Genomic DNA, 21,989 nt, shown 5'->3' with positions numbered 1-21,989 from the left:
TTATTGAAGAGTTTATGGGCTGTAGTTCAATCCAAAAAAATATGGTTCATCAGGATAACGCCTGTTTAAACCACTCTCTTTTCTTCGTTTGGATTTGATCCGGAATTTTCCGGTTCAACTCTTCATGTAACCATGCCAAGGTTTTGGTCGCCAAATACGATTTCATCTTCTGTTCGGCCTCATGCATGACACATTGAATCAAACAAGGGTCTTGAACCATCCAATCCGGGGCTGGCTGATCCTTGTAAATCACACAATTTTGTCGGATTTCTTTGCATTGGAAAAGAGGAGTTTTTCCTTCCAAAGCCTCTACTACATCTAAAAATGTGATTTTTTCGGGATTCCTGGCCAGTTGATAGCCGCCTTTCACTCCGGGTGTCGATGTAACAATTCCAGCTTTTTTTAAGCGTGTGAATACTTTCCCCAGATATGTTTCAGAAACTCCTTGGTATTGAGCCAACTGTTTGATTCCTATGGATTGATTGGAAGGTTGATCTATTAAATGCAGAAGGCAATGTAAAGCATATTCGACACCAACGCTGAATTGCAAAATAAATCACCCCTAACTCGGATAATGATTATCTGTATTATCCCTAAACTATAATAACATCGTTCATGGGCGTTTTGTACCCGTAAAATTAACCCTTCCATAAGGTGAATTCACATAAAAAATGAGAGGATGATAGAAGATTTGTCTCGGTAGCATGTCCGACATATGTCTTTCATGGTGATGGCTGATCCCTTACAGAAGTTGTTGTATCAGATATCTAATCATTCCCGATCATGACAAACCCAGTGGTTCATCTGTCGGGTTTGTCAATTCAAAGCATTTTTTACAGAAAAAAAGATGCTCTTATGATTGTCATTGTTGATATTGACAACGAACTTTTTTGGTTGGCCCTTTGGTCCCATTTTCGCAATGAGTTGAAGCGGACATTCTGACCAATCACCCTGCTTAGCCGATAGCGACATCCTCGAGCAGGGAAGCGTTAGCTTGCGGTTGCAGAATTCGCTCTTGATAAAAGTGAATCGTTTGTGGATAAAGCTCACCTAAACATGAGAAAAAAGGAGTGTTGGGTAAAGGCCCATATTTTGATTGGATCTAGGATGACAAATATGGGTTTAGCCCAAGTATAAAAAATGACTGACGAGACCACACATTCGTGCAATCTCGTTCCGAAGGGTTGATATGAAGGGGGCACTACCCGCCATGGAGGAGCCCGGGAGTGTATTCCTGTTGACAAAAATGAACCTCCGCCGTTTGAGCAGGGGTATTGCCATTGGATTGAGGTTCAATATCTGCCTCAACAAAATCTTTGCCAACTGTTTTGTGGGAAACAGTGTTCCGGCTTTTGTGATGAGGAAGGGCTACTGTTGATAGTGGCAAGCAAATTTTTTTGGTTTATATGTAAATAACCATTTTTCCGTTATTGAGGCATTTGTGGTTTCCGAGAAGAACGGTGATGAATAATGTGAATCCGGGATTGGACGAAAGGGGGGAGTCAGATGAGCTGGGGTTATGGCTTCGGTTTTGGCATCGGACTTCGCCGTCTCTTGATTTTCCTGTTGGTCATCGCTACGATCTTTGTCTTTGCCGGAATCGGATTTGGTTATTAATGAATCAGTCTGGTTGAAGGCAAAGGATTAACGGCAACACCTGTTTCCTGGTGGCGTATTGTATGACAAAGCTACCAAAAGTCTTCAGGTTGTTGAGGTTCAGAGCGAAAGCCGTCTGACTCCAGCCGCAAGGGTACGGAGCGGAGTCGGTAGACGGCTTTTCGCGAACTTTGTCAGCAGTCTCAGGCCACACATCAGTGTGGCCTGTATAGGTGCACTTATCCCTCTCCTTAAGAGGGGATCCATTTCATAACCAGGATTTGTTTACCTATCCGCATTGGTAACAGGTCATGGGTCTAATTTCATGCCTAAACGGGAGGTGAGGTTTTTTAGCCGGGGGATCAGGTTGTGTCGGAACGCCCCGCTCCTGATCTTGATTGTAACCACATCAATGTCTGTCACTTTGGGGATGGTTCAGGGAGGGCTTTGTTGAGCCAACATGCTACATAATGTCACGGCAATGTTCATGTTGAGAAAGGTGAAAGCGGATGACCGATTCTGAGGTCGTTCCCCAAATCCCCATTGAGAACTGGCTTCAAATCTTTGATTTTTGAAGTTGTCTGCGCGTTTTCGAGCTTTTAAGGCATCACATGGGAAGAGATTAAAAGAGCAGCCTGTTCCCAGGGTGTATTTGGCCATTCCTTGGCAATGTCCTGAACGAAGTATCTCTTGCCCGCATCCTGTCCTTGAGAATCAAAAGCGACCTTGCGCTGCTTCCCTGGGTGCAGCCGAGCGAAGGGGAATGCTCACGATATGGATCAGACGATGCTGATGTAAAGAAGGGCCGGAAGGGCGGATCGGGTCTGATTTCCCTCAAGCGGCTCGTGCTGTCGCTACGGAACGGAGACGGGAAGTCGGAGGCCGCGGAATTTGTCATCCAAACTGAAGCCGGGAGTTTTCAACCTCCCGGCTTTTTCCTATTGCCGTTTTGTTGCGCGCAGAATCTCCGCCTTGATCTCTTTGAAATCCCTGCCGGTAATGGTGTCATTCATTTTGAAATCCGTCTCGTGAGTGATCACTACTTGGGAAGATCCGAACTGCTTCTTCTCAATCATCGGTTGGCTGTTCGGTTTTTTCAACACGGCTTTGCCGGCATCATCGAATTGAATTTGATAGGGGTGAAAAGGGATGCCGTAAATGGGGGGAACATTGTTCGCCTTGGTCAAAAACAGGATGTATTTTTTGCCGAACACGGGTGCGATAAAATGGGGGTCTCTCATCGTGATGCGGGATGGTCGTCCGTTGATGTGGAGATCCTGTTCCGTTTTGGCATAGATGATGCTGACCTTGATGATGCGATCGGGAATCGAACCCTTTAGCACCTCATTCACATGAAAGTCGTACAAACGGCCCTCTGCATAATGGCGGGGATCCGGTTTGGCGTCGGGACCGTCTCCCTTACGGGCGGCGTTCCAAGTGGAATCGAACTTTTCAAACGTACCCACCACGATGTAATCTGCTTGGTGTGTCATTTTCTCCAGTGTGTCAACGGTGATGGTTTGCGATGAGGAAGTAACCCGGATCTCGCCCGGCTGCGACGCTTGGGATTGGGTGAAAAAAACAACACTGCCGATGATCAGCATTCCGGCAAATATCAATATCCAGATTCCTTTCAGTGCGTTCGACAAAGGAATGCCCCCTTTTGTCAGTAAATGTAGTTGATGCCCTTGATGTCATCCGACTGCGGGATCATGATCCCGGTTTCTTTGACATTCATGATGGCGTAATTGTTCGTGTGATGGAGTCCGAGGGCATGTCCCAGTTCATGTCCGGCCGTGTTTCTGGCTCCGCTGGACGTATGGGTCTTGGCATACCACCGATTGATTTTGGCGGCCCAGGCGTTGATCGAACCGGTGGAGGTGTTACCGGAAAGGTTGGTGGTGCCGTACGTGCCGTCGGCTACGTTGTAAGTGTCCAACGCCCCCGGTGCAGTTGACCCTCCCCGGACAAACTTCCGTTGCCCCTGGGCATTGTTCCAATCGGCCAACGCCTGTCGAAATCCTTCGTAATAGGTTGTCCCACTGCTGATGTTTCCACCCCAACGGTAATAAACATAATGGTTGGGCTGATGCCAGATCGGCCCCGAACTTCCGTTGACATACCAAGGTGTAAACGCCCAAGCTGATGGTATATGAAGGAGACCGAAGGCGATCAAAACCATGATTCCCGCGCTTTTCCGTCTGAGGTGATTCATACGGCAAGCCCTTCCTCCTTTGATAAGGTTCCAAATTCTCTTACCTTCTGCTGGTCGAATCAATATTAGCAAAAAAATGAATAAGTGTAAATATTAAATATAAGAAATGATAGTTCTAATTACACCCCCTCTCTGATACATAACAGATGATCGATTGGGTTTCCTGTTTGTCACTCGGTCGGGTTTTTTGTATACTTTTCATAACTTGTTTTTCATAGAGAGGATGAACCTGCGAAGATTCCGGTTACAATAAAAGACGATTGATGGACATTGATTGAAGGAGAAGAAGCATGCGGACGCATTCACATTCACCGGAGTTGGTCAATAAGATCGAGCGTTTGTTACGGGGAATCAGTACCATCGTCAAACAAAAGGGACGCGAAATATTGACGCGTTTTCCCATCACCCCTCCCCAATTCACCGCATTGATCTATTTGATGGAGGAGGGGGATTTGACAATCGGTGAGTTGAGCCAGAAAATGTGTTTGGCTTGCAGTACCATGACGGACCTGGTTGACAGAATGGAGAAAAGCGGATTTGTGACCCGTGTCAGAGACGAGCGGGACCGTCGGGTCGTCCGCATTCACATGACGGAGCGGGGAGAAACCGTCATCCGCGACGTGATGCAGGCACGCCAGGAGTATTTGGCCGAAATATTGGGGCATTTTGCTCCTGAGGAGGTCAAAGCCATCGGCCAGCATCTGGAGATGTTGTACGAGCGGATGAAAGATTAGATGTATCCGGATCAAAAAGAATGGATCAGCCAAACACTGGCATAAGCATCGAGGGATTGACCGACATAAGATATATCAATCGGTCAAGCAGAGAGTTGTAACCATGAAAAAACGGCAAAGCAAGAGAAAAGTGGAGGAATGAGCTGACAACCATGGACCAATTGACATCCAGCAATCGCGCTATCGGCATTTTGGATTCCGGCGTTGGCGGATTGACTGTGGTCAAGGAAGTCTTCCGCCAATTGCCACGGGAAACGGTCGTGTATTTTGGAGACACGCGTCGGTGTCCGTATGGACCGCGCTCGACGGAAGAAGTGCGGCAATTCACGTTGGAAATTGTGCGCTTTTTGATGCGCTTCCCGTTGAAAGCTCTGGTCATTGCCTGCAACACGGCGACGGCAGCCGCGTTGGAGTTGATCAGGGAGCAAGTGGATATCCCCGTGCTCGGCGTCATCGAACCGGGAGCCCGTGCGGCCATCAAGGCTTCGAAAAACGGTCGGATCGGTGTGATCGGCACGCAGGGAACGATACAAAGTGCCGCATATGAGAAAACGCTCAGACGGATTCATCCCAATTTGTTTGTCGTCAGTCATGCATGTCCTGCCTTGGTGCCGCTGGTGGAAAGCGGTGTGGGTCCGACGGAGCAGGCGTATCGGATTGTGGAAACGTCGCTGGCGCCCATGAAAGGGCAGGATGTGGACTCATTGATATTGGGTTGTACGCATTATCCGTTGATTGCTGATTTGATCGGAAAAGTGATGGGCGAACAGGTGATCCTGATCAGTTCGGCGGAAGAGACCGCCCGCGAATTGAGCGTGGTCCTCAATCACAAACGACTGCTGGCGGAAAGGGAACAACCCGCAGGTCAGGTTTCACATCAGTTTTTCACCAGCGGGGAGCCGGAAGGGTTCCGCCGGATCGCCGAACGCTGGTTGGGCATGTCCATTACAGTGGAACAAGCCGAGCTGGAACCGGTTGCCACAACCGGTGTGTCCGGGGTTTGATGCGGTTTTGACATTCGCGGTGATAAGTTCCCTCCAGGGCTCGTATACATGTAATGGAACTTTGTCCAAGGAGGGAATGAGATGCGAAGTAGAACCGCGTATGTTGGCATGGTGTTGCTCCTTATCTCATTATTGCTGTCCGGCTGCTTGTACGGACCGAATGAGAAAACCTCCCGTGTCATCGATCCGCCGCCGGCAGATCTGCAACCGAAGGATCAGGGTACGGCGGCGGGTACGGCCAAAGCGGTTTCGGCCAAAAAACAGGGCGGAGTGGAGTTGTATCTTTTGACGGATTCGGGATATGTGGTCCCCTACACATTGTCCATTCCCAGGGAAAAAGGCATTGCCAAGGAGGCACTTCGCTACCTGGTGAAGGGCGGTCAGGAGGAAAGGATGTTGCCCAAAGGATTCAGCGGGGTTCTGCCAAAGGGAACCGAAGTGAAGGGGGTCAACATCCAGGATGGGACGGCCACGGTCGACTTTTCCAAGGAGTTTCTGTCATATGATCCCAAGATGGAAAATCAGATTCTGAGCGCGGTGACCTGGACCTTGACGGGGTTTGATTCCGTCAAGCGGGTGAACATCTGGGTGAACGGACACCCGCTGGAAACGATGCCCAAAGGCAAAACCCCCACACAGGGGCTGACACGGGAACAGGGAATCAACGTGGAAATGGCCGAAGGTGTCAACATCAGCCAAAGCATGCCGGTTACGCTATACTTCCTCGGCCAGACGCCGGACAACATGGTGTATTATGTGCCGGTGACGCGGATGATCAACAGGACGGACAATGTGGCTCAAGCAACATTGGCGGAATTGGTGAAGGGGCCGCAAAACGGGTCCCGTCTCAGCAGCGCACTGTCCGAAACGACGCAAGTCCATTCCGCCACCGTGAAAGGGGATACGGTGATGGCCGATTTCAGCAAGGAATTGCTGCAGTACAGCGATCAAAAATCGGCATCCAAAGACGCCATTCAGACCATTGTCCTCTCGTTGACGGAAAACACCGGCGTGAAAAAGGTAAAAATCACCGTCGACGGGAAGGCTGACGGCACGATCGAAACCGGCCAGTCCCTGGCGAAACCGGTGATGCGTCCCGAGATCGTCAACCCCGGTAAATTCTGACCCTTTGGGTAATCCCAACAAGAGGTGGAAGACTGCCTCTTTTTTTCTTTTATGATTTCTTTTCGTACTTACGGTGAAACCAATCGGTTATGCTATAATGGATGAGGATTTGAAGATGGAGGGGAAGCGATTGCGAGTAGACGGACGAGCGTTTAATGAGATGCGGAAAGTGGAGATGGTGCTGGATTACATAAAAACGGCCGAGGGCTCCGTCTACATCAGTGTCGGTGACACGCGCGTCATCTGTACTGCAACGGTGGAAGACAAGGTGCCCCCCTTTATGCGCGGAACGGGGAAAGGTTGGGTGACGGCGGAATATGCCATGCTGCCGAGAGCCACGCAGACGCGCACCATTCGTGAATCCAGCAAAGGAAAAGTGGGCGGGCGTACGATGGAAATCCAACGCTTGATCGGTCGTGCGCTTCGCTCAGTGGTGGATTTGGAACAATTGGGTGAACGGACGCTCTGGATGGACTGCGATGTGATCCAGGCGGACGGCGGAACACGTACCGCCTCCATCACGGGTGCCTTTGTGGCCATGGTGGATGCATTGTACAAAATGGTGAAGGCGGGAACGCTTTCCCGTTTGCCGGTGAAGGACTTTCTGGCCGCCACCAGTGTGGGGATCGTAGGTACCCAGCCTTGTTTGGACTTGTGTTACGAAGAGGATTCATCGGCACATGTGGACATGAATGTGGTGATGACCGGTTCGGGCAAATATGTCGAGGTGCAGGGGACAGGCGAGGAAGCACCGTTCACCCCGGAAGAGTTGCACAGCTTGTTGGATTTGGCCAAGCTGGGGACGCAACAGTTGATTGCCTATCAGCGTGAAGTGCTGGGAGAAGCCGCTGCGCTGATCGGAGGGAACGCTGTTGAAAGCGCAACGGAATAGTTCGTGGCGGTGGCCGGATGTGGTGCTGGCCACCCGCAACAGACACAAGACGAATGAATTTGACGCCGTTTTGCGGCGGGAGCTGGGGCTGCCGGTGGTGGATCTCACACAGGCGACGGGCGTTCCCGACATCGTGGAAGACGGCGACACATTTGAGGCCAATGCGATCAAAAAGGCGGAAACGGCGATGCGTGCATTGGATCGCCCCGTGATTGCCGATGATTCCGGATTGGTGGTACCGGCGCTCAATGGCGCTCCCGGCGTCTATTCAGCCCGTTATGCCGGTCCCGATGCAACCGACGAGGATAACAACCGCAAGCTGTTGGCGGAACTGAGCTGTAAGCCCGATAAGAGCCGCGATGCGATGTTTGTCTGCGTGATCGCGTTGGCCGTGCCTGGTGAAGAGACACGGGTGGTTCGCGGGGAGTGTCACGGCCGCATTGCGGACCAGCCGCGTGGCGCGTACGGATTTGGATATGATCCGCTGTTTTTCGTGCCGGAAGAAGGAAAAACCATGGCGGAACTGCCTCCCGAACGAAAAAACGAGATCAGTCACCGGGCACGGGCGATCCAGAAGTTGTTGGAGCTGTTTCGCTCGCAGTTCGCGTTGTGAAGATGGAGAGAGGGCCTTTCTGATATCGCCGGACACGTTCCGGAGAGTGTCTGGTCATTCCATAAAGGGACATTGTTTTCCAGGCGAGCGACAAGACCGCAGTCCGACCGAGGCTACATTCAGACTTCGTTTTCCCCATCGCCATCTGCCTGAGTACCAGAATGGGAGGGGTCAGCGATACGTGTACTCATTGTGAGCGATTCCCATGGAAAAGCGAATTTGCTGAAACAGATCGTGCAAAAGGTGAAGGCGGATCATGTGATTCACTGCGGCGACTTTTGCACTTCCGCCGATCAGTTGCCGGATGTGTCCATGACGGTGGTACAGGGAAACTGCGATTGGGAAGATGCCCCCAAGGAATCGGTGTGGGAAACCGGGGGGATTCGCTTTTATGTTACCCACGGCCATCGGTATCAGGTAAAAACATCCCTGTTGCCCATTCGTTATCGAGCGGAGGAAGTAGATGCCCACATCGCCTGTTTCGGGCACTCTCACTTTCCCGTATGTGAGCAGGCAAACGGCCGGTTGTTCATCAATCCGGGGAGTATCGCCTATCCGAGGGGATTTCGCGTTCCTTCCTATGCCGTCCTGGAGACAGACTGTACGGGAACGGTCCATGTCACGTATTATACGACCAATGGAAAGATCATCGGGGAGCGCGGCGGATCGTACGTCCTGTTTTGAATCGGTGCACCGGGGAGAATGGGGAGTCGAGACGGTTCCCCGTCATCTCCCCACCTTGACAAGTGATTGGATCATGGTATAATAAATACGCTGATTTTTCATTTCACCGATGATCCGTGTCCCAGTAGCTCAGCTGGATAGAGCATCGGCCTTCTAAGCCGCTGGTCGGGGGTTCGAATCCCTCCTGGGACGCCATCCAAATTGTGATGAGAGCGGATAACGGGAGCCGATCAACTCGGCTCCCGGAGAATCCCGTTTTCCGGTTCCAAACCCCAAACGGGGTTTTTCTGTTATGTACGGGTTTTCGTGCCTTGTCAGCCGTGTTGCAAACAAAGGTTCATATGTTATAATGAAGAGGTTGTAATTACGGTCATTCGGTGGGATGGAATCTCATCTGTGTCAATAGAGTTCGTCAGGAGGGAAGAACCGATGAAGGCAAGCTGGGAAAAAACGGAGAAAAACCAGGGCGTGCTCACCGTCGAAGTGGACGCCGACAAAGTGAACGAAGCACTGGATCAAGCGTTTAAAAAAGTCGTGAAAAAAGTGTCCGTGCCCGGATTCCGCAAAGGGAAAGTGCCGCGCCCGATCTTCGAAAAGCGTTTCGGTGTGGAAGCGTTGTATCAAGATGCACTGGATATCCTCCTGCCGGAAGCATATCAAGCGGCCGTTGAGGAAACGGGAATCGAGCCGGTGGATCGTCCGGAGATCGATATCGAACAAATGGAAAAAGGCAAGGAACTGATCTTCAAGGCGACAGTCACCGTAAAGCCTGAAGTGAAGTTGGGCGAGTACAAAGGATTGGAAGTACCGGCCAAAGATTTCTCCGTCAAGCCGGAAGACGTGGAAGAAGAACTGAAAAAGATGCAACAACGGCAAGGCCAGTTGGAAGTGGTCGAAGAGGGCACGGTGGAAAAAGGCGATCGCGTCATCATCGACTTCGAAGGGTTTATCAACGGGGAGCCGTTTGAAGGAGGCAAAGCGGAACAATACAACCTGGAAGTGGGTTCCGGCCAATTCATCCCGGGCTTTGAGGATCAACTGATCGGCCTGAAACCTGGAGAAGAAAAAGAAATCAACGTCACGTTCCCGGAAGATTACCATGCCGAAGAACTGGCCGGCAAAGAAGCCGTCTTCAAGGTGAAACTGCATGAAATCAAACGGTTGCGCCTGCCCGAGTTGGATGACGAGTTCGCTCAAGACGTGAGCGAATTTGATACGCTGGAAGAATTGAAAGCGGACATCGAGAATAAACTCAAGGAAAAGGCCAAAAATGACGAAGAAAATTACCGTCGCAACAAATTGGTGGAGCTGGCGGCGGCCAATGCCGAAATCGACCTGCCCCCGGTGATGATCGAACACGAGATCGACCACATGCTGCGCCATTTTGATCAGCAACTGCGTTACCAAGGTATGAACCTGGATCTGTACAAACAGTTCACCGGTCAGGATGACGCCGCGCTGCGTGAACAGTTCAAGGAAGATGCCGAGAAAAAAGTGCGGGCCAACCTGGTGTTGGAAGCCATTGCCAAGGCGGAAAACGTGGAAGTGACGGACGAAGAAGTGGAAGAAGAACTGAAAAAGTTGGCGGAACAATACAACCGTGAACTGGATGATCTCAGACGCCTCTTTGAACAACAGGGAGGATTGGATCAGATCAAGGAAGAATTAGTCATTCGAAAAACCATTGACCTACTTGTATCCAACAGCAAAAATGCGGCATAATGAAAATAGAGCAGGTAAAACAAGGCACGTTTCCCACACGTGCCTTGTTTTTAAAACTGCTACTGCTTGATAAAGGGGTGGATGGCGTGACCTTGATCCCAATGGTCGTCGAGCAAACCAGTCGGGGTGAACGGGCGTATGATATTTATTCTCGCCTGTTGAAGGACCGGATCGTCTTTCTCGGCAGTCCGATCGACGACCATGTCGCCAATCTGGTGGTTTCTCAATTGTTGTTTTTGGATGCGGAAGATCCTGAGAAGGATATCCACCTGTACATAAACTCTCCCGGCGGGTCCATTACCGCAGGGATGGCGATTTACGACACGATGCAGTTCATCAAGGCGGATGTGTCGACGATATGCATAGGTTTGGCTGCTAGCATGGGTTCGTTCCTGCTGGCGGCTGGAGCCAAAGGAAAGCGGTATGCATTGCCCAACAGCGAGGTCATGATCCACCAACCGCTCGGCGGCGTGCGCGGCCAGGCAACTGACATCAAAATCCATGCCGATTGGATTTTACGCACGCGTGAGAAGGTGAACAAGATCTTGGCGGAGCGTACCGGGCAACCGCTGGAGAAAATCGAGCGCGATACGGATCGCGACTTCTTCATGGGTGCTCAGGAAGCGGTCGAATACGGCCTGATTGATAAAGTGATCACCCAGCCCAACCATTGAAAGGGGTGAGCAGGGGATGTTCAAATTCAATGAAGAAAAAGGACAGCTCAAATGCTCCTTCTGCGGCAAATCGCAGGATCAGGTGCGCAAGCTGGTCGCCGGACCGGGCGTCTACATCTGTGACGAGTGCATCGAGCTGTGCAATGAAATTGTCGAGGAGGAACTCGGCGGGGAAGAGGAAATCGATTTGAAAAACCTGCCCAAACCGCAAGAGATCCGCGCCATCCTCGACCAGTACGTGATCGGTCAGGATCATGCCAAAAAGGCGCTTTCCGTTGCGGTTTACAATCACTATAAACGGATCAACTCCTCCCACAAATCGGATGATGTGGAGCTCCAAAAAAGCAACATCATCATGTTGGGACCCACTGGCAGCGGAAAAACGCTGTTAGCGCAAACACTGGCAAGAATCCTGAACGTTCCTTTCGCAATCGCTGATGCGACCTCTCTGACGGAAGCGGGATACGTCGGGGAAGACGTGGAAAACATCCTGCTCAAGCTGATCCAGGCGGCGGATTACGATGTGGAGAAAGCCGAGCGGGGCATCATCTATATCGACGAAATCGACAAGGTGGCCCGCAAATCGGAAAACCCGTCGATTACGCGGGATGTTTCCGGCGAAGGGGTACAACAGGCTCTGCTCAAAATCCTGGAGGGTACGGTGGCCAGCGTTCCCCCGCAAGGCGGCCGGAAGCATCCTCATCAGGAATTCATCCAGATCGACACCAGCAACATCCTGTTCATCTGTGGCGGTGCGTTTGACGGCCTTGAGCAGATCATCAAGCGCCGGATCGGCAAAAAGGTGATCGGATTCGGTGCCGATAAGCACTCCGTCGAAATGAAACCCGGTGAATACCTGAAAATGGTTCTGCCGGAAGACCTGCTGAAATTCGGCTTGATCCCCGAATTTGTCGGCCGGTTGCCGGTGATCACCACATTGGAACCGCTGGATGAGGATGCGCTGGTAAGGATTTTGACGGAACCGAAAAATGCGCTGGTCAAACAGTATCAAAAACTGCTTGAGATGGACAATGTGGAATTGCATTTCGAGCCTGACGCTCTCCGAGCCATCGCCAGCGAAGCGATCAAACGCAACACCGGTGCAAGGGGGCTCAGGGCGATCATTGAGTCCATCATGCTCGATGTCATGTTTGACCTGCCATCCCGTGACGATGTGGTCAAATGCGTCGTAACGAAAGAAACGGTACTCAACAAAGTGGGACCGAAATTGACGACGCGGGAAGGTCGCGTGATTGAGAAAAAAGAAGAAAGCGCATGATGGATCACCCATGTAAAACAAACGATATTTCACGGTTTGGTTACACCTGCGGCAGCAGGTGTTTTTATTTGTGATAGAATAAAGTGGAGTTCGCTTGAGGATTCAAGCATAAAATCCACATTTTTAACAGAAATCAACAGGAAGTGGAGTGTATGCCGCATGAAAGTACAGACAGTGCAAAAGGAGGAATATTTGTCTTTCATTGAAAAACATCCGTTGGCGAACTTCATGCAATATCCTTCGTGGGCAGAGGTCAAGATGGATTGGCAACACGACTTGCTCGGATGGTTTGAAGAAGACGGGAAAATGGTCGGTTGCGCACTGGTGTTGTATCGAAAAATGCCGGCACTCAATAAATTTCTCGCATACATACCGCGTGGTCCTTTGATTGATTGGAAAGCAAAAAATATAAAGGACTGGTTTATTCCGTTATTTGATCATTTCAAGGCGCGAAACGTCTTCACCGTCAAAATGGACCCACCGGTTGTCCGTGCCAAATGGCATGCGCAAACCATCCAATCCTATATCCGGGATATTCGCACCCATGGGCTGAAGGGCAAGTCCCTGACGGATGTGGGGCCGGATTGGCAAGATCCCGGGGCCGACTATGTGCAGCAGGTATTGGCGGAGATGGGTTGGAAAAAGAAAAGTCCGGAAGAAGGTTTTTCCACGGTGCAACCGCAATTCGAATACCGCCTGAACTTGAAAGACAGGACACTGAACGACATATGGAAAGGGTTTCGCCGATCCTGGCGACAGAACATCCGAAAAGCGGAGAAGAAACAAGTGGTGGTCACGGTTGGGGAGGATAAGGATCTGGATGCTTACTACGACCTGTTGAAAGCCACGGCGGAACGCAAGCAGTTCGGTGTGCGCAATGATGCCTATTTCCAACAGATGTACCGAGCATTGAAACGGGATGATGCGGACCGGATTCGGTTGTATCTCGCCCTATGGAATGATCAGTTGTTGTCGGCGGCATTGATGCTGCATACAGCCGGTCATGTCTGGGTGCTCTACGGTGCATCCCACCATGAAAATCGGGACAAGATGCCCAACTACGCCCTGCATTGGCGAATGATCCAAGATGCCCACCGCATGGGCGCACACACTTACGATTTCCGTGGCATCAGTCCATCACTGGATGCCGAATCCCCGTTGTTCGGATTGTTGAACTTCCAATTGGGTTTCCGCGGCGAAGCCTGCCAACTGATCGGCGAATGGGATTATCCGTTGCAACCCATGTTGTATTGGGCGTTTGACATGTACATGAGGAAAAGATAAGCCACTGATGAGGGCGTGTCTGGTATTCCGTCAAACATTCCCGGATGAGCGGCAAGACCCAAGCCCGACAGATCATCGATTCGGAAAAGGGCAGGAACACGATTGCGGGTAATTTTCTTTGAGTGAAGCATACTTGCCGCGTGTTCAGCAATGGTCGTTGGAAAGTATTGCCGATGAAACCCGGGCCCTTTCCCGATTATGACTTCATCATCATGGGGAACAAGTCAGAGGCAGGCCTCCCCGAAATCGTGGCTTTGATCTTGATTTATCAAGACACGCCTAACATGGTGCTTGCAAGGTGCAAAGGTAAATAAGCCGGCCAGGTGAAGCCGGAGCGGGCTGGAGAAGGTGAGCCGCTGTCTCCGATGCAGGTGCTCGTTTTAAGGTGACTATCCCCACCGTTTTGCGGCCATACTATGAACGAATCACGGGGCGCCAGGCGCCCTTGGACAGGCTGCGACGGGGGGATCAGGTTGAACTGGACTGTCTTATTGATGATCTTGCAAGTGTTTTTTTCGGTTGTAATCGGGGTTTATTTTTGGAACCTGCTCCGTAACCAACAGACCAGTCGGTCTGCGGTGGATCGGGAATCGCGCAAGGAAGTGGAAAAGCTCCGCAAGATGCGAATGATTTCCTTAACCGAACCATTGGCGGAAAAGACCAGACCGGCGCGATTTGAGGATATCGTGGGACAATCGGAGGGACTTCGCGCACTTCAAGCGGCGCTATGCGGACCCAATCCCCAACATGTGATCATTTACGGTCCGCCAGGTGTAGGCAAGACCGCTGCCGCACGTGTGGTTATGGAGGTGGCCAAGCGGAATCCGCTGTCCCCGTTTACATCCGAATCCAAATTTGTGGAGATGGATGCCACGACTGCCCGATTCGACGAGCGCGGGATTGCCGATCCCATTATCGGTTCTGTACATGATCCCATTTACCAGGGAGCGGGTCCGATGGGGATGGCGGGTATCCCCCAACCCAAACCGGGTGCGGTAACCAAAGCGCATGGCGGCATTTTGTTTATCGATGAAATCGGTGAATTGCATCCGGTGCAGATGAACAAATTGCTCAAGGTGCTGGAAGACCGCAAGGTGTTTTTGGAAAGTGCCTATTATAATTCCGAAGATCCCCAGACGCCCGGTTACATCCACGATATCTTTCAAAACGGGCTGCCTGCGGACTTTCGGTTGGTCGGGGCGACCACGCGAACCCCGGAAGAATTGCCGCCGGCGCTCCGCTCCCGTTGCATGGAAATCTACTTTCGGCCACTGTTGCCGGGCGAAGTGGGAACCATCGCCCGACAGGCGTTGGAACGGATTTCATTTGATTATGAACCGGAAGCGATCCAAGTGATCCAAAAGTATGCCACCAACGGCCGGGAAGCGGTCAATATGGTCCAAACGGCCGTCGGCTTGGCGATGACGGATCAACGGACAAAAGTATTGACTTCCGATGTGGAATGGGTGGCGCACAACAGTCAGCTTGCACCGCGTCCCGAGTTGAAAGTGCCGCCGTCACCGCAGATTGGACTGGCCAACGGGTTGGCAGTGTACGGCCCCAACATGGGGACATTGTTGGAAGTGGAAGTGACGGCCATTCCCGCAGAGGAAAAAGGTCAGGGTAGTTTGCGCATCACCGGCGTGGTGGACGAAGAGGAGCTGGGCAGCAGCGCAAGGCGATTGCGGCGCAAAAGCATGGCGCACGGTTCGGTGGAAAACGTGTTGACCGTGTTGCGCAAAACGGATGTCAACCCTTACAACTATCACCTGCACATTAACTTTCCCGGCGGGATTCCGCTGGATGGGCCTTCGGCGGGGGTCACGATGGCCACGGCAATTTATTCGGCGATCAAAAAGATCCCGGTCGATAATCGCCTGGCGATGACCGGTGAACTCAGCATCCATGGCCGCGTGAAACCCGTCGGCGGCGTGGTGGCCAAGGTGGAGGCGGCGAGGCAGGCGGGGGCATCGCGGGTATTGATTCCGGCCGACAACATGCAGGCGTTGTTCCGGGAAATGGAGGGCATTGAAGTCATCCCGGTGGAACGTCTGGAAGAAGTGTTGGCCCATGCATTGAAAATGTCCGAACGGAATGAGGATCCGTCGGTTTCAGGTACCCGACTGTTTTCCCCGTCCCCGGCTCCGTTGATGTCCTCCCCGTTGAAACCGGAAGGTGAAAGTCGGGGGAATGTGTGATAAGATGCGTTTACAGAGGGGCGAACATTCGAATCACACGAATTCGCCCCTTTTCCCGTCCACCGTTTCTCAACCCTTCCTGTCATGGACAAATCTTGGTTAATAAGATAAAATCGAACAAAGCTCGACCTTCCGTTACTCCCACAAGCGTCATCACAGCAGTGGAGGTGCTCAAACGGCCGTGAAAGAGGAGCAGCGCATATTGCCGTTATTGCCGTTGCGCGGATTGATTGTCTATCCGAGCATGGTACTACATTTGGATGTTGGCCGGGAACGCTCAGTCAAGGCGTTGGAACAAGCGATGGTCGACGAGAACCTGATTGTGTTGTCAACCCAACGTGAAGTTCATATAGAGGAACCGTCCCCGGACGACATTTTTCGGATGGGGACGATCGCTCGCGTCCGTCAGATGCTGAAATTGCCCAACGGCACGATTCGCGTGTTGGTGGAGGGGTTGCACCGGGCGGCCATTGACGAATTTCTCGATGAACAAAACTACTACCGTGTTCGTGTAACCCAACTGGCACCGCAGGTGAAAGATGATCTGGAACTGGAAGCCCTGATGCGCTCAGTATTGGACTATTTTGAGCAATACTTGCGTTTATCCAAAAAGGTATCGCCGGAGACGTATTCGGCGGTGGCGGACATCGACGATCCCGGTCGGCTTGCCGACATCATCGCATCCCATCTGCCGCTGAAGATCGCCGACAAGCAAAAGATTTTGGAGACGATTGACGTTCATAAACGATTGGAAACGCTTCTCGAAATGCTCAACGATGAGCGGGAAGTGCTGGAGCTGGAGCGCAAAATCAGCCAGCGCGTCAAAAAGCAGATGGAGAAAACACAAAAAGAGTATTACCTGCGTGAACAGATGAAGGCGATCCAACGGGAGCTGGGAGAAAAAGAAGGTCGTGTCGGCGAAGTGGAGGAGTTGCGGGAACAACTGTCCAAGTTGGATGCGCCCGATTATGTGGTGGAAAAAGTGGAAAAAGAGATCGAACGGCTGGAGAAGATCCCGACCACCTCGGCGGAAGGGGGCGTCATCCGCACATATGTGGAATGGTTGCTCCAACTTCCCTGGCGCAAGGAAACGAAGGATGATCTCGACCTGAAAAAAGCGGAAAAAATTTTGGATGAGGATCATTACGGTTTGGAAAAAGCCAAGGAGCGGGTACTGGAGTATCTGGCCGTCCAGAAAATGGTGAAAAAGCTCAAAGGCCCCATCCTGTGTCTGGTAGGCCCGCCTGGGGTGGGGAAAACCTCATTGGCCCGCTCGGTTGCCCGCGCCCTCAACCGGAAGTTTGTGCGCGTCTCTTTGGGCGGCGTGCGGGATGAGGCGGAAATCCGCGGTCACCGGCGGACGTATGTAGGCGCGTTACCCGGGCGGATCATTCAGGGGATGAAAACGGCAGGCACGATCAATCCGGTCTTTTTGCTGGATGAGATCGACAAAATGTCGGCCGATTTTCGTGGTGACCCGGCGGCAGCGTTGTTGGAAGTGTTGGACCCGGAACAAAACGCCACGTTCAGTGATCATTACATCGAGATTCCCTATGATTTGTCCAAGGTGATGTTCATCACCACGGCCAACAGCTTGTATGGCATTCCACGTCCGCTGTTGGACCGGATGGAGGTTTTGAACATCTCCGGTTACACCGAGCTGGAAAAGGAACAGATTGCCAAAGGGTATCTGATTCCCAAACAGATGAAAGAGCACGGTTTGGCCAAGGAACAGTTGCAAATTCAAAAAGACGCGATATTGAAAGTGATCCGTCACTACACCCGGGAAGCGGGTGTGCGCAATCTGGAACGCACGATCGGCACCCTGTGCCGCAAAGCGGCGAAACTGCTGGTTACCGGTGAAAAGAAAAAAGTGGTGATCACCCCGAAAAACCTGGAGCAGTTCCTGGGGCCGGTCAAGTTTCGGTATGGAAGGGCCGAAGAGACGGATCAAGTCGGAGCCGCCACCGGGCTGGCGTGGACCGAAACGGGCGGCGACACGCTGACCATCGAGGTGACGGTTTTGCCCGGCAAGGGGAAACTGACGTTGACCGGAAAATTGGGCGACGTGATGAAGGAATCGGCTCAGGCCGCGTTCAGCTATATCCGTTCCCGGGCTGAGGAGTTCCATATTGATCCGGAATTTCACGAGAAAAACGATATTCACATCCACGTGCCGGAAGGGGCGATCCCCAAAGACGGACCATCCGCCGGGATCACCATGGCCACAGCACTTGTATCTGCGCTGACCGGTATCCCGATTTCCCGCCACGTGGCGATGACGGGCGAAATTACGTTGCGCGGTCGTGTGTTGCCGATCGGCGGCCTGAAGGAAAAAGCGCTCAGCGCGCACCGTGCCGGCATCCGTCATGTCCTGATACCCAAAGACAACGAGAAGGATTTGGATGATGTGCCCGAGAGCGTCCGCCGTGATTTGACGTTTACGTTGGTGGAGCACATGGATGAAGTGTTGCCTCGGGCGTTGGTGAGGGATCCACGTGAACGTGAAACAAGCTGAATTTGTCATCAGTGCGGTCAAACCGTCACAATACCCTGAGGACGCCCTGCCCGAAATCGCTCTGGCCGGGCGTTCCAATGTGGGAAAATCATCGCTGATCAATCGGATGGTCCATCGTAAAAATCTGGCCCGGACCAGTTCCAAACCGGGTAAAACACAGACCATCAACTTTTACAGGGTAAATGGCCGGCTGTATTTTGCCGATATGCCAGGGTACGGATTCGCCCGCGTTTCCAAGGAAACCAAAGCTGCCTGGGCCCGCATGATCGAAGGCTATCTGCTGAACCGCCGAGAGTTGAAGGGAGTCATTCAAGTGGTGGATGTGCGTCATCCGCCCACCCGGGATGACCGGATGATGTATGATTGGTTGAGACATTACGGCATCCCGGTGATTGTCGTCGCCACCAAAGCGGACAAAATCCCCCGCGGCAAATGGCCGAAGCATATGAAACAAGTACGGGAAGGGCTTCAGATCCGTGCGGACGACCCGTTGGTCCTGTTTTCCGCTGAAACGGGTCAGGGAAAAGATGAGCTGTGGAACGCGATTGCGGCGCTTGTGACGGAAGGGTGATCAAGCGCCGCCCCTTTTCCGCATGAACCATTTATTTTATGATGGAATAGGCTACAAACGAGAAACCCGTCGTGCGATGCGGCAAGCGTGCACAGAGAAAGGTTGGGAGAGGATTGGGCAAGAAACTTCGCGTAGCAGTGTTGTTTGGGGGGAAATCGGGAGAACACGAGGTCTCCGTTCAATCGGCTGCCTCCGTTTTGAAAGCGATCGATCGGAATCGTTTCGACGTTATCCCGATTGCCATCGACAAGTCGGGAGAATGGCGCATCGGGCAGAAAGCACTGCCGTACCTGGAGAAAAAAGGGGAGCCGGCATTGTTGGAGAGCCTGAAATCCCGTCTGCCGGACGTTTCCGTACAGGGAGAGGGAATGGTGCCGGCGCTGGATTGGGATGCGGTGGATGTGGTGTTTCCCGTGCTGCACGGCACGTATGGAGAGGACGGCACCATCCAGGGCTTTTTTGAGTTGGCCAACATTCCGTATGTGGGAGCAGGTGTTCTCGCTTCCGCCGTGGGCATGGACAAGGTGATCATGAAAAAAATCTTCGCCCAGGAAGGGTTGCCGCAGGGAAGGTTTTCACATGTTCTCCGATCCCGGTTGGAACGGGAGATGGATCGCGTGATCGAGGAAATTGAAGCGGCTTTTGATTATCCCGTTTTTCTCAAACCGGCCAATCTGGGTTCCAGTGTTGGCATTTCCAAGGCCACAAACCGGGAAGAGCTGATCAAGGGATTGCGTTTGGCTGCACAGTACGACCGCAAGGTCGTGGTGGAAGAGTTCATTCCGGCCCGGGAAGTGGAAGTGGCGGTGTTGGGGAATGACGATCCCCAAGCGTCTGTGCCGGGGGAAATCATTTCTTCCAACGACTTTTACGATTACCGCGCCAAATACATCGACGGCAAATCTGAGATGCGCATCCCGGCCGATTTGCCTGCGGAAACCGCCGAAAAGATCCGGCAATTGGCCGTGAAAGCATATCGGGCGATCGATTGCAGCGGTTTGGCCCGTGTCGACTTTTTTGTCCGCAAGGACAATGGTCAGGTGCTGATCAACGAGATCAATACATTGCCCGGGTTTACGCAATACAGCATGTATCCCAAGCTGTGGGAACACAGCGGTTTGTCCTATACGGACCTGATTACCAAGCTGATCGAGCTGGCGATGGAACGTCATCGGGAGAAGGAAAAGACGGTCACCACTTTGAAGTTGGATGAAGCCAAGTAAAATGAAAAAGCGGTTCCATGCGAACCGCTTTTTCATTTTCGCATCACGATCAGGACGAAACCGAGCAACACGATCAAAGCCGGCCAGTAGGTGTGCAAGGTGTCGGAGATGCCCGCCAACCCTTCCACTTCCTTGATCTTGGGCCAAGCGAACAAACCGACGGCGATCAGGAGCGCGCCGATGATCCCGTTTTGTCGTTCCTTGAAGACCAATGCCCTTACCAAAAAGGCTGAGCCGACGATCCAGAGGATCATGCTCCAATGCTTCGGCCATGTGGGGATGTACAACGGCGCCCACAACTGCAGTCCCACACCGGTCAGCATCGCCGCCCACAACGTCAGGTTGCGGTTGCGACGGGTGATTGCCGCCAGCAGGAGAATCAGCCCCGCGAACAACAGTCCGAACTCCCAGTGCCACAATCGTTCGGTATAGGGCCAGTCGGTTTTGACCATCAACAACCCAACGCCGATGATGATCAATCCCAGGCCCGTCCATTTGGACCGCATATCTCTGAACGCTCACCTCACTGATGAAATTCCGGTATAATCAAACATACGGATACATCGAATGGGGTATCGATCCCTGACGGTAAACCGTCAGGAGGCCTTGCTTCTTTGTTGAGACGACCAACGGATTTTTTTCCACCAGGTCACGTCGATTTCGGCCAGAATCATACCCAGGAAGATCAACAGACAACCCGCTTGTGCCGTGGGGTTCAAAGTGACGCCTTTGAACCAGTAATCGCCCAGTGCGGCAAAAACCGGTTCCATCGCAAAGATGAGCGCCACCCGGTTGGGCGTGGTGTATTTTTGAAAATGGGTTTGTGCCCAGAAGGCCATTGCCGTACAGAACAAAGCGGTCACGATCAACGCGGTTGCCACGTCGGGGTTCAAGTAAATGTCCGCACGGAAAATCGCGGCGGGATTCTCCCAGATCGCGGAGGAAAGCAGGCTGAGGAATGCCACGGTGCCAATCTGTGCGGTCACGATCATGGAAGCATCTCCGTCCGGCGCGTATTTTCCCGTATATACAATCTGGAGAGCAAACGCAATCGCACACAAAAAAGCGAGTACATCTCCGATGTTAATCGCGGAAAAATCCACAAAAGCCAACAGATACAAACCGAGAACGGAGCACAGGATACCGGCGACAGCCGTGGGTTTGGGTGTGATCCGCAAGATGAAAAAGGACAGCACGGGAACCAGCGTAACGGACAAGCCGGTCAGAAATCCGGACTTACCCGATGTGGTGTACAAAAGGCTCCAGGTTTGCAATGCGTATCCGAGATACAGCCAGACACCCAACAGCAAACCGAGATAACCAGCACGGAGGGCGCTTTCTTTCGACCGGTTGCGGGAAGTGAAAGCAAAGGGAAGCAACAGCAAAAAAGCCAACCCGAAGCGGACGGCCAAAAAAGAAAACGGAGGCAGCACAGTGATGGCGTTTTGTACCAGGACGAATGTGATTCCCCATAAAAACGCGATTCCCAACAATGTACCCTCTGCAATCCAGCGTTTGGACATCCACGCCCCTCCTTCAAGCAAAGTTTGATCCCATCTTATCACATTTGCGGGAAAATGGGTAAGATTTGCGAAAATAGCTTCCTTCATCGAAAATAATGGATGAAGGGATGAGGGGAAATGATGTGCCCTGCCGC

The 21,989-nt window shown here is 52.2% G+C and carries 19 protein-coding genes and 1 tRNA gene; 15 read left to right on the top strand and 5 right to left on the bottom strand.

The features are described from left to right. Positions 1-49: 49 nt before the first annotated feature. The 3 genes from JQC72_RS12050 to JQC72_RS12040 form a co-directional block, all read right to left on the bottom strand. Entirely contained in the window at positions 50-550 is a 501-nt protein-coding gene (locus tag JQC72_RS12050; protein ID WP_205495982.1) for an RrF2 family transcriptional regulator, read from the bottom strand. A 1,984-nt stretch (positions 551-2,534) separates the two neighbouring features. Next, positions 2,535-3,245 (bottom strand): hypothetical protein, encoded by a 711-nt coding sequence (locus JQC72_RS12045; protein ID WP_205495981.1) that lies wholly within the window; start codon positions 3,243-3,245, stop codon positions 2,535-2,537. A gap of 17 nt (positions 3,246-3,262) precedes the next feature. Next, on the bottom strand, positions 3,263-3,811 hold the full coding sequence (locus JQC72_RS12040; protein WP_205495980.1) for a matrixin family metalloprotease: 549 nt from the start codon (positions 3,809-3,811) through the stop codon (positions 3,263-3,265). Positions 3,812-4,101: 290 nt separating this feature from the next. Between JQC72_RS12040 and JQC72_RS12035 the strand changes: the two genes are divergently transcribed. The 15 genes from JQC72_RS12035 (at position 4,102) to JQC72_RS11965 (ending at position 20,332) form a co-directional block, all read left to right on the top strand. Beyond that, on the top strand, positions 4,102-4,545 hold the full coding sequence (locus JQC72_RS12035; RefSeq protein WP_205495979.1) for a MarR family winged helix-turn-helix transcriptional regulator: 444 nt from the start codon (positions 4,102-4,104) through the stop codon (positions 4,543-4,545). Between the two features lie 152 nt (positions 4,546-4,697). Further along, positions 4,698-5,549, top strand: coding sequence for a glutamate racemase (gene racE, locus JQC72_RS12030; RefSeq protein ID WP_205495978.1), 852 nt, complete (start codon positions 4,698-4,700; stop codon positions 5,547-5,549). A gap of 81 nt (positions 5,550-5,630) precedes the next feature. Further along, positions 5,631-6,674: a GerMN domain-containing protein gene (locus tag JQC72_RS12025; RefSeq protein ID WP_205495977.1), complete on the top strand. Its 1,044-nt coding sequence runs from the start codon at positions 5,631-5,633 to the stop codon at positions 6,672-6,674. A 130-nt stretch (positions 6,675-6,804) separates the two neighbouring features. Further along, positions 6,805-7,566 carry a ribonuclease PH gene (gene rph, locus JQC72_RS12020; RefSeq protein ID WP_205496026.1) on the top strand — a complete coding sequence of 254 codons (762 nt, stop codon included), beginning with the start codon at positions 6,805-6,807 and terminating at the stop codon, positions 7,564-7,566. Further along, the gene (locus JQC72_RS12015) at positions 7,547-8,179 is read left to right on the top strand and encodes an XTP/dITP diphosphatase (RefSeq protein ID WP_205495976.1); all 633 of its coding nucleotides are present in this window, start codon (positions 7,547-7,549) and stop codon (positions 8,177-8,179) included. Before rph ends, JQC72_RS12015 begins: the two co-directional genes overlap by 20 nt. A gap of 177 nt (positions 8,180-8,356) precedes the next feature. Next, a complete protein-coding gene (locus JQC72_RS12010) occupies positions 8,357-8,863 on the top strand; it encodes a metallophosphoesterase family protein (protein ID WP_335342454.1) in 507 nt (168 codons plus the stop codon). Between the two features lie 118 nt (positions 8,864-8,981). After that, positions 8,982-9,058, top strand: a tRNA-Arg gene (locus JQC72_RS12005). 234 nt (positions 9,059-9,292) lie between these two features. Beyond that, the gene (gene tig, locus JQC72_RS12000) at positions 9,293-10,585 is read left to right on the top strand and encodes a trigger factor (RefSeq protein ID WP_205495967.1); all 1,293 of its coding nucleotides are present in this window, start codon (positions 9,293-9,295) and stop codon (positions 10,583-10,585) included. 86 nt (positions 10,586-10,671) lie between these two features. After that, on the top strand, positions 10,672-11,259 hold the full coding sequence (clpP, locus tag JQC72_RS11995; RefSeq protein ID WP_335342453.1) for an ATP-dependent Clp endopeptidase proteolytic subunit ClpP: 588 nt from the start codon (positions 10,672-10,674) through the stop codon (positions 11,257-11,259). Between the two features lie 16 nt (positions 11,260-11,275). Then, positions 11,276-12,538: an ATP-dependent protease ATP-binding subunit ClpX gene (clpX, locus tag JQC72_RS11990; RefSeq protein WP_205495965.1), complete on the top strand. Its 1,263-nt coding sequence runs from the start codon at positions 11,276-11,278 to the stop codon at positions 12,536-12,538. Positions 12,539-12,697: 159 nt separating this feature from the next. After that, positions 12,698-13,822 (top strand): lipid II:glycine glycyltransferase FemX, encoded by a 1,125-nt coding sequence (locus JQC72_RS11985; protein WP_205495963.1) that lies wholly within the window; start codon positions 12,698-12,700, stop codon positions 13,820-13,822. Positions 13,823-14,295: 473 nt separating this feature from the next. Next, positions 14,296-16,020 (top strand): ATP-dependent protease LonB, encoded by a 1,725-nt coding sequence (gene lonB / locus JQC72_RS11980; protein ID WP_205495954.1) that lies wholly within the window; start codon positions 14,296-14,298, stop codon positions 16,018-16,020. A 244-nt stretch (positions 16,021-16,264) separates the two neighbouring features. Continuing rightward, positions 16,265-18,538 (top strand): endopeptidase La, encoded by a 2,274-nt coding sequence (gene lon / locus JQC72_RS11975; protein ID WP_419179866.1) that lies wholly within the window; start codon positions 16,265-16,267, stop codon positions 18,536-18,538. Next, positions 18,519-19,109: a ribosome biogenesis GTP-binding protein YihA/YsxC gene (gene yihA, locus JQC72_RS11970; RefSeq protein WP_205495950.1), complete on the top strand. Its 591-nt coding sequence runs from the start codon at positions 18,519-18,521 to the stop codon at positions 19,107-19,109. Before lon ends, yihA begins: the two co-directional genes overlap by 20 nt. A gap of 113 nt (positions 19,110-19,222) precedes the next feature. Next, positions 19,223-20,332 (top strand): D-alanine--D-alanine ligase, encoded by a 1,110-nt coding sequence (locus JQC72_RS11965; protein ID WP_205495948.1) that lies wholly within the window; start codon positions 19,223-19,225, stop codon positions 20,330-20,332. A 32-nt stretch (positions 20,333-20,364) separates the two neighbouring features. Here the strand turns inward: JQC72_RS11965 and JQC72_RS11960 are convergent, their stop codons facing one another. Both JQC72_RS11960 and JQC72_RS11955 read right to left on the bottom strand, forming a co-directional pair. Continuing rightward, on the bottom strand, positions 20,365-20,838 hold the full coding sequence (locus JQC72_RS11960; RefSeq protein ID WP_205495946.1) for a hypothetical protein: 474 nt from the start codon (positions 20,836-20,838) through the stop codon (positions 20,365-20,367). Between the two features lie 90 nt (positions 20,839-20,928). Then, positions 20,929-21,855 (bottom strand): DMT family transporter, encoded by a 927-nt coding sequence (locus JQC72_RS11955; RefSeq protein WP_205495944.1) that lies wholly within the window; start codon positions 21,853-21,855, stop codon positions 20,929-20,931. Positions 21,856-21,989: the final 134 nt, after the last annotated feature.

The sequence above is a fragment of the Polycladomyces zharkentensis genome (assembly GCF_016938855.1).
Lineage (GTDB): Bacteria > Bacillota > Bacilli > Thermoactinomycetales > JIR-001 > Polycladomyces > Polycladomyces zharkentensis.
This window is presented reverse-complemented; position numbering and strand designations above follow the sequence as displayed.